Source organism: Kitasatospora sp. NPDC101447 (assembly GCF_044767225.1).
Taxonomy (GTDB): Bacteria; Actinomycetota; Actinomycetes; order Streptomycetales; family Streptomycetaceae; genus Kitasatospora.
Map to the genome: position 1 here is coordinate 1 of NZ_JBIWNL010000076.1, position 7,561 is coordinate 7,561.

Sequence of the window (7,561 nt, forward strand, 5' to 3'; positions counted from 1 at the left end):
GGGCAGATGCGACTACCGAGATCTTGATGCGCTCACCAAAAGGCGCCAACTGGGTCCGATTTACGCCTTTTCGGATGTCCGCAATTCATCGAACACCGAGAGCCATGGCTCAATCCCCCGGAAGGCTCGTATCGCCTTCTCCACCAGAGCTGGAGAAAATGACTTCTGCGTCTTAAGTCGAGTCGCTTCATCCGCAGTCAGCCGCCTGCCGACACTTCCATCAATCATCTGCTCAAAGAAGTCGCCGCCAGGCTCAAACTGAGTCTTGTACACCGGGGTGGGCAGTTCGGTCGGCGGCGTCCAGTTCCCCACCACTCTCCATGTCCCATCCTTGATGCGCAAATCCATGGCCTCGACAAGGAAGACCGGCCGCGAGGCCGGCAGACGTCCCAGCTCGACAGCGCCCTCAAGCGACTCAGCCAACTCTGAATAGATGGCGACTAGGACATTTCCGCCGCGCGCCTTCACGACGACTCGCCCAAGGGCGAATGCTCCGTCCGCAACGGGGATGAGAAAAACATCGCTCTGCCGGTATCTCACGGGCATGACACGGTACCTCCAGCAACCCTGTAGCGGGCCTCAGGCATCTGAACACGCTCGCTGATCAGAACACTACCCGGAACCGACGCCTTTCCGCCGCTGGCCCTGGACCCAGACGATCACCACCGCGTCGAGCGACTGCAAGCCCTACTGAACCCCGGGTGACCAGCAGCGACGTCATATCCCGACGAGTCATCCTTCGGCCGGAGGAGTGGAATCCGGCGCCCACCCGACGCGACAGCCGGGCCATAGGCATGTCCACCACCAGCCCGAACAGCCCGAAACGGTCCGCCGGATGAACCGACGGACCGTCATGAGAGATCGAGGTTAGCTTCCTATGCGCCCCTCAGAGAAGTCCTTAAACCTGAAAATCATCTCCTCCAAAGAGAGCTGATCGCATGAGGACATGAATTTTTCACCATCAGACGAAGACCAAATCCACCGACCCGGCGCGGACTCGAGCTTTGACTTCTCAAGTCGACGCCCCTCAATTTCTGTGCCAATCAGGTCAACCTCCATCACCCAGCCCGGATTATCAAGCGTTGCAATCCGGACTCCAAACTCATGCTCCCAATCTTCGTTGCATTGAGAGGTGTACCAATCCTGCAGAAACCCTAGCGCGCTCATGCGATCACGGACATCCAATCGGCTTCTCGTCGGGAGTCGGCTTCCGTGCCTCGCCGTCAGGCTGATTAATGTGAGGAGTGTCCACTACCGTACCATCGGCATTGATGTGATCCGGCCCTTCTAGATCAAATCGATCACCCGCTTCCCACGGGTGAGGGCTCCTCGGGTTTGTCTGTGGCAACCATTCCTGGTACTTCTTTATTTGGCCGGTCAAGCCATGCCGCCGGAACGTCGTGTGCGGATATGCAATGCCATCGTCACCAAGGGCCCGCGGGTCGGGCTGCTGCCCGCCGCCGCGCGCATTGTGGACCAAGATCGGCGTGCTGCCAGCGAGTACATAGTACGTGTGGAGGTCGGCGACGGTTAGGTCGTAGGCGGCCTTCGGGGCGCTCTCGTAGTTCCTGACTGTCAGGATGGTGAGCATCCTGCCATCCGCTGTGCGGACCTCGTCACCTGGGCGCAGCTCCGAGGCGTCGACCCAGCGGTGGGTGGTTTCGTTCCAGAACGGGTGGTGCTGAGTGCTGGTGAGGTTCTCTACCTTTTCCTGATCACGGCCGGAGCCGTTGGCCCTGAGAGTCAGGGTGGTGAACTGGTCGTCGTCCGGGGTTCGGATCGTTCGGATTACGGGCTTTGGCTCGGTGGTCCCGGTTGCTGGGTCTGTTGCCTGGACCTGGTCGCCGACTTGGAGGTTCTCGATGGCTCGGGTGGTGCCGTCTGCCAGAAGGACTTGGGTGCCGGGCAGGAAGCTGTGGGCAGGGTCAGCCAGGCTTGCGATGCTGCAGGCTGCGCCGGCGATGTTCTCGGCTGCTTCTTCGGCCTTCTCCGTTTCGTTGGCGGCCTTGATCGCCTTGCCCAGGATCTTTCCGCCCGTGGCGGCGAGGCGTTCGCCGGGAAGGGCACCGGCCAGGTTTTGGGCGGCGCTCAGGTAGTTGCCGTCGCGAACGTCCTTGGCGGCATCGATAGCGGCCCCCGCGGGGGTGAAGTCCGCCGCGAACTTGAGCCCCTCCTTGAGGCGTTGCCACTTGCTCTTGTAGCCCCTTGTGATCAGGGACCAGTCGTTGCCGGCGTGGTACTTGTACTTTGAGTTGTTGCCGTACCAGTAGTCGACGTTCCAGCCGCCCGTGCTGTTGGGGTGCCAGTCCTCGTGGATGATGTCGTGTTGGGGGGTTTCACAGGTGCCGAATCCGCCGCAGATGCCGTCGGGGTGAAGCCCGCTGGGGTCGGAAAGGTTGACGGGGTTGTTGTTGCTGTAGGCGTAGCCGTTCCACTGCTGGGGGTCGGCCTGGTCGAGGATGGGGTCGGGGTTGATGAAGCGTCCGCGGGCGGGGTCGTATTGGCGGGCGCCCAGGTTGGTGAGTCCAGTGGCGTCGTCCTTGCTGCCGCCGACAAAGCCCTTGGTGCCGGCCCACTGGCTGGCGGTGGGCTGGGTGCCGCGGGGGTTGCCGAATGGGTCGGTGGGGCGTCGGGTGACGGTCTGGACGGTGTTGCTGGTGATCTGGACGCTGTTGGTGCCGTGGGGGTCGGCGGCCTGGATGAGGACGGTGCCTCCGCCGACGGCCGCGGTCACGCGGGTGTAGGTCAGCCCGCCGGGCCCGGCGATGGAGCGGACGTTGCTCATGGAGCCGCTGGCCGTGTCGAGGGTGAGCTCGTCGGTGGCCAGGTTGAGCGTGGTCTTGCCGGGGTTGCGGCGGATGAGCTGGTTGCCGTCGGCGTCGTAGAGGTAGGTGGTGGCGCCGGCCTGGCCGGTTGTGGTGAGGGAGTCGAGCTTGTCCTCGCCGTTCCAGGTCAGGGTGGTGGTGCCGCCGGTGTCGGTGATGGCGGTGGTGTTGCCCTTGGCGTCGTACTGGTAGCTGGTCGCCTTGGTGCCTGCCGGTCCGCTGGTGGTGGAGGTGAGCAGGGCGTGGGGGCCGCCGGTTCCGCCGCCGGTGTTGGGGGCGGTGGTGGGGGTGTTGGTGCTCTTGGCGGCTCCGAAGGTCTGGGTGGTGGTGGTGTCGTTGAGGCTGTTGCCGGTGATGTCGTGCTGGACGTATCCGGTGCGGTTGCCGGTCGCGTCGTAGGTGTAGGTGTTCCAGTAGGGCGCCGGGCCGCCGACGGTGCGTCCGCCGGGGCTGACCGTGGCCGGGCCGTCCTTGTTGATGCAGGCGCCGATGCCGGGGACGGTGGTGGAGCTGCCGGTGCCGTGGACGGTTCCGGAGGAGTCGGTCCAGTCGGCGGTGGTGGTAACGCCGCCGGTGTCGGTCCAGGCGCCGGTCAGCCGGTTCAGGTGGTCATAGGTGAAGCACTGGGTGTCGGTGGCGGCGGCGTCCTGGCGGTCGGTGACCGAGGTGATGCGGCCCGACGGGGTGTAGGTGTAGGAGGTCTGGTCGATGGAGGTGGTGCCGGTCTGGCGGTCCAGGAAGGAGTTGATGATCCTCCCGGTGCCCCAGTCGTACTGCTGGGTGGAGACGACCTGCTTGCCGTAGTCGCCGGCGGTCGTGCGCACGGGCCGTGCGAGGGCGTCGTAGGCGACCTGGGCGATGACGGCCTTGCCGCGGCTGGAGGTTCCGGTCAGGAGGCCGGTGATGGTGCGGCCGTAGCTGACCGTCTCGGCCGGCAGTCCGCCGGCGGCCGGGATGTCGAGCTTCTTCAGGGACCCGATGACCGGGCTGTAGGTGCTGGCCGTGGCGTAGGTGCCGGCGAGTGCTCCCTCGGCGGACGGGATGGTGACGGAGTTGCCCAGCGGCCGGTACGCGGTGTCGTAGCCGGTGACGGCGCTGGTGTATGCCGCGCCGCTCGCTCCGCCCACGTAGCGGGTCGAGGACGTGGCCTGGCCCTTGACGAGGGTGTCGTAGGACCAGGAGGCCAGCTGGTTGGCGGGCGCGACGCTTCCGGTGAAGGAACCGGTCTTGCGGCCCAGCAGGTCGTAGGTGTAGGCGATCGTGGTGTTCTTGGCGTCAACGGTGTGGTCGACGCGTGAGTTGGCGTCGTAGAACGTCCGGGTGGTGCCGGTGTCGGGGTCGGACGCCGAGATCTGGCGACCGTGCAGGTCGTAGGTGTAGCTCCAGGTGTTGCCGCTGCTGTCGGTCCGCGACGCGGCCAGGCCCGCCGGGGTGAAGCCGTAGGCGGTGATGTCCGCGTCGGCGGGGTTGCCGGTCGCGGTCGGCGTCCGGTACTGCCACAGGGCGGTAGTGCGTCCGCGGGCGTCGCCGACGGCCGAGACCGGGGCGGCACCCGCGGGCGGGGTGACGTCAGTGCGGTCGGCGCCGGGGTAGGCCGTGGTGGTGGCCCACTGGAAGTTGCCGTTGGAGCGGAACTCCGAGCGCACGACGCGCCCGTTGCCGTCGTAGGTGTTCCAGGTCTGGCCGGGCACCTGTCCGTCGGCCGCCGGGAGGAAGATGGTCGGGGTGGGGAATGAGCCCTGTTCGTAGTACGGGGCGGAGGTCTTGATGACCCAGCCGTGGCTGTCGTAGACGGTGTCGGTGATCAGGCGCCCGGTGGGCTTGGCGTCGCTGGTGCTCTGGGTCTGCCGGGGCCTTCCGAGGCCGTCGTAGATCTCGATGCTCGCCGAGTAGGAGAGCGCGTCGTCGTTGATCGACTCGGTCGTGATCGCGGACGGTGCCTTGGTCCCGTTGAGCGCGTAGGTGAACTTCCGGCTCGGGAACTCCGTGGTCGGCCGGTCTGGCGCCCAGACCGCGGTGACGCGGCCGAGGGCGTCGAACTGGCTGGTGGTGACGCGGTCGTTGATGTCCTTGCTGGTCAGTGGCGAGCCGCGGGCGGGGTCCTGGGTGACGGTGGTGGTCCATCCCGCTCCCATCGGCCCGGTGGTGCGGATCTCGGTCGGCAGCCGCCCGGAGGCGGGGGTGAGGGCGATGGTAGTAACGGCGGGGGTGGCGGACGGGCCGGTGATCTGCGCGCCGCTGCGGTCGTAGGTCGATCCGTCGGTCGTCGCCATCGTGAGGTTGCGGCCATACACATCGAACGTGGCGCTGCCGTCGTTGATGTAGACGGGGTTGCCGGCCTCATCGAAGTGGTCCAGGACCTGGCTGCCAGTCGGGTCTCCGACCGCGCCGGCCTTCGTGAAGGCCTTGCCGTCGTAGACGACGCGGCTGGCAGCCAGGGTGTTCGCGGCCGTTGCCGTCGCCGAGCAGGGCCCCTGGAAGGTGGTCGTGTCCGACGCCAGGGTCAGCATCTGGGGATTGTCGCCGGCCGCGTACCCGGTCGTGGTGCAGGTCTCCGGGGTGGCGGCGGTGCCGTCACCCTTGTCGTCGACCTTGACGACGCGGTTGCCCTTGGCCGGCTCGGTGGCGGTGACCGCCGTGGTGGTGCGCCAGCTGCCGTCCGCGAGGAGGGCCTTGCTGATCGTGGTGCTCTCGGAGTCCGGGAGCCAGGCGTAAACCTTCGGTGCCCCCGCGTTCTGGGCTTGGGTCGCTGACACCTGCTGGCCGTTGTAGGTGGTCCCGGTCACTCCGGTGACCGTGCCGCCGGCCTTGTCGTAGACCTCGGTGGCGACGACGCGTCCGGCGAGTTGGGCGCTGTCGGTGACCGTGCCGCCCAGGGGGCTGGGCACCTGGACGGTGCGCTGGGTGCCGTTGGCCAGGTAGTCGCCGTCCATGCCCCGCAGGTAGGTGACCCGCTGCTGGGTCTTGGGGGCCTCAGAGGCGTCTCCGCTCCCGGTAGTGGTGATCACCGACTGGTAGCCGCGGAACTGGTCCCACGTGCGGGTCTTCGAGTCGGTGAACTCGGCGTCGTTGCGGTGCCAGGCGGCCCCACCCTCGTAGGTGTACTCGGTGGTCTTTGCGACTGCTGGCGTGCTGACGAGGTCCTGCTCGGTGACGACCTTGACAAGGGGCTTGTCAAACCAGTCGTTGACCGGATCCTTGGAGGACTGGTCCTGCAGGAACCACTTGACGGGTATGCAGGCCATCGTGTTGCCGTCCTCGGAGGACGGCATATGGTTATTGACCCGCGAACACTCGGGGTCCTTGTAGATGACGTTGATCCGGCCGCCGGTCTCGGTGGTGACCCCCGTGAGGCGCGGGCGCATGAACATAGGCGAGGCCGGGACGAGCCCGTCGACGCGGTTGGCACGCATCACGTACTGGAACTGGACCACGGGCAGGTCCTTAATCTCCGCCTGGCCGTTGCTCGGCACCCGCTGGACGGAGTCGAGCTGCAGGAGGCGCTTGGTGCCATCACCCGGGTCAGCGAGCTGCTGGTTGAGGTTCCAGGTGTCGACGGTGCGGTAGGCAGAGTCGACCATCACCTGCGTGGTGATCGCGGTCAGGCGCTTGGTCGTGAAGAAGGTGGGCGCCGAGACCGTGCAGGAGCTGTCGGTGCAGATCTGGTCGATCGGCGTGTCCGGCCAGGCATCGGCATTGGCGGCCGTGCGCTGGTCCTCCGCGCAGGTGATCGACCCGCTGGCGACGCAGCGCTCCGCGACGGAGAAGGTGACCTTCGCCGCCGGGCTCGCCCCGCCCTTCGCCGCCTGCTGCTCGTCCAGGCGCTGGCCGTACGCGATCTCCTTGAGATAGCCGGCGCGCGGGTGGCGACGCTGATAGGGCGGAAGTTCCACGTCACTTACAGCGTCTCGGGAGCCACCCGCCTGATGCATCGACTCGGCTTCACCCCACAGGTCCCCACGCGGCGGGCCGCCGAACGCGACGAGCAGGCCGTGTCCGCGTGGATGGAGGTGACCTGGGCGGAGGTAAAAGCGCCCGGGCGGCCTGCGACGGATGGCTCTGCTTCGAGGACGAAGCCGGGTTCACCCGCAGACCGCCCACGGCACGCACGTGGGGACGCCGCGGCATCACCCCGGTCGTGAAGGTCTGCGGCCGGGGCTCCGGACGGGTCTCGGTCGCCGGGCTGATCGCGATGCGGCCGGGGTCGCGGACCCGGCTGTGTCACAGGCTGCGGCGCCATGCCGGCCGCAAGGGCGAGCGCCGCAGCCTGTCCGAGCGCGACTACATCGGGCTGATAGACGGGGTCCACCAGCTGGTCAAGGCGCCGATCGTGCTGGTCTGGGACCGGTTGAACACCCACGTCTCCCATGCCATGCGCGACTTGATCAACGCACGGGACTGGCTGACGGTGTTCATCCTGCCCGCATACGCGCCCGAGCTGAACGCGGTCGAGTACCTGTGGGCCCACGTCAAGCGCAGCCTGGCGAACCTCGCCAGCGTCGCTCTGGAGCGACTCACCGCGCTCGTCCGCAATCGCCTCAAACGGCTCCAGTACCGCTCCGACCTCCTCGACGGTTTCCTCACCGGGACCGGATTCTCCCTCGACCTCCCACCGCCATCACCTTGAAGCGCCAAGGTCAGTAGTTTCGGGACATCCCGCCGCCGGGAGCATGAGAGCCCGTCGGCCACTGCGGTCAAGAGTCATCGGAACTCCTTGATCGTGATGATGTGTCAGC

Annotated in this window: 4 protein-coding genes and 1 pseudogene; 2 read left to right on the forward strand and 3 right to left on the reverse strand. The window is 66.7% G+C overall.

Going from position 1 to position 7,561, the window contains the following annotated elements:
- Positions 1–60: 60 nt before the first annotated feature.
- The 3 genes from ACIRST_RS42165 to ACIRST_RS42175 all read right to left on the reverse strand — a co-directional run bounded on the left by ACIRST_RS42165 (position 61) and on the right by ACIRST_RS42175 (position 6,718).
- The gene (locus tag ACIRST_RS42165; protein WP_402810067.1) at positions 61–546 is read right to left on the reverse strand and encodes an Imm26 family immunity protein; all 486 of its coding nucleotides are present in this window, start codon (positions 544–546) and stop codon (positions 61–63) included.
- Positions 547–867: 321 nt separating this feature from the next.
- Positions 868–1,167 carry an Imm53 family immunity protein gene (locus ACIRST_RS42170; protein WP_402810070.1) on the reverse strand — a complete coding sequence of 100 codons (300 nt, stop codon included), beginning with the start codon at positions 1,165–1,167 and terminating at the stop codon, positions 868–870.
- Between the two features lie 4 nt (positions 1,168–1,171).
- The gene (locus ACIRST_RS42175; protein ID WP_402810073.1) at positions 1,172–6,718 is read right to left on the reverse strand and encodes a polymorphic toxin-type HINT domain-containing protein; all 5,547 of its coding nucleotides are present in this window, start codon (positions 6,716–6,718) and stop codon (positions 1,172–1,174) included.
- Between ACIRST_RS42175 and ACIRST_RS42180 the strand changes: the two are divergent.
- Positions 6,689–6,775 (forward strand): annotated as a pseudogene (locus tag ACIRST_RS42180) (winged helix-turn-helix domain-containing protein); the annotation flags it as partial. The gene ACIRST_RS42175 and the pseudogene ACIRST_RS42180 sit on opposite strands and share 30 nt — an antisense overlap.
- 50 nt (positions 6,776–6,825) lie before the next feature.
- On the forward strand, positions 6,826–7,452 hold the full coding sequence (locus ACIRST_RS42185; protein ID WP_402810076.1) for a transposase: 627 nt from the start codon (positions 6,826–6,828) through the stop codon (positions 7,450–7,452).
- Positions 7,453–7,561 lie beyond the last annotated feature (109 nt).